Below are 337 nucleotides of genomic sequence, written 5' to 3' on the forward strand. Positions count from 1 at the left end.
CGAGGTCTCGGAGCACGGCGCGGGGGTGCGCGTACGCACGGCCGACGGCGACCTCGACGTGGCCGGAGTCTTCGTCGCCGCGGCCTCGGCGCGCCAGCGCGCCCCCTTCGCGGCCGACCTGGGACTGCGGATGCTCGACTCCGGCTCGATCGAGATCGACGAGCTCGGACACACCTCGGTCGGCGGCGTCTTCGCGGCGGGCGACCTCGCTCATCGCGCGACCCTCCCCGGGCCGATGGCCGCGGTGCTGCTCGCCGCCGCGGCCGGTCAGCTCGCGGCGATCGGCGTCATCCGGTCACTGCTGGAGGACGCCCGCTGAGCCCGAGGCCACGGGCGC

1 protein-coding gene is annotated in these 337 nt (G+C 76.6%); it reads left to right on the plus strand.

Features of this window, described 5'->3' with window-relative positions:
* On the plus strand, window positions 1-319 hold a 319-nt coding region (locus DW309_RS05080), incomplete at its 5' end, for an FAD-dependent oxidoreductase (protein ID WP_168387182.1).
* Between the last annotated feature and the right edge of the window lie 18 nt (window positions 320-337).

The sequence above is a fragment of the Microbacterium sp. K41 genome (assembly GCF_004794395.1).
GTDB classification, from domain to species: domain Bacteria; phylum Actinomycetota; class Actinomycetes; order Actinomycetales; family Microbacteriaceae; genus Microbacterium; species Microbacterium sufflavum.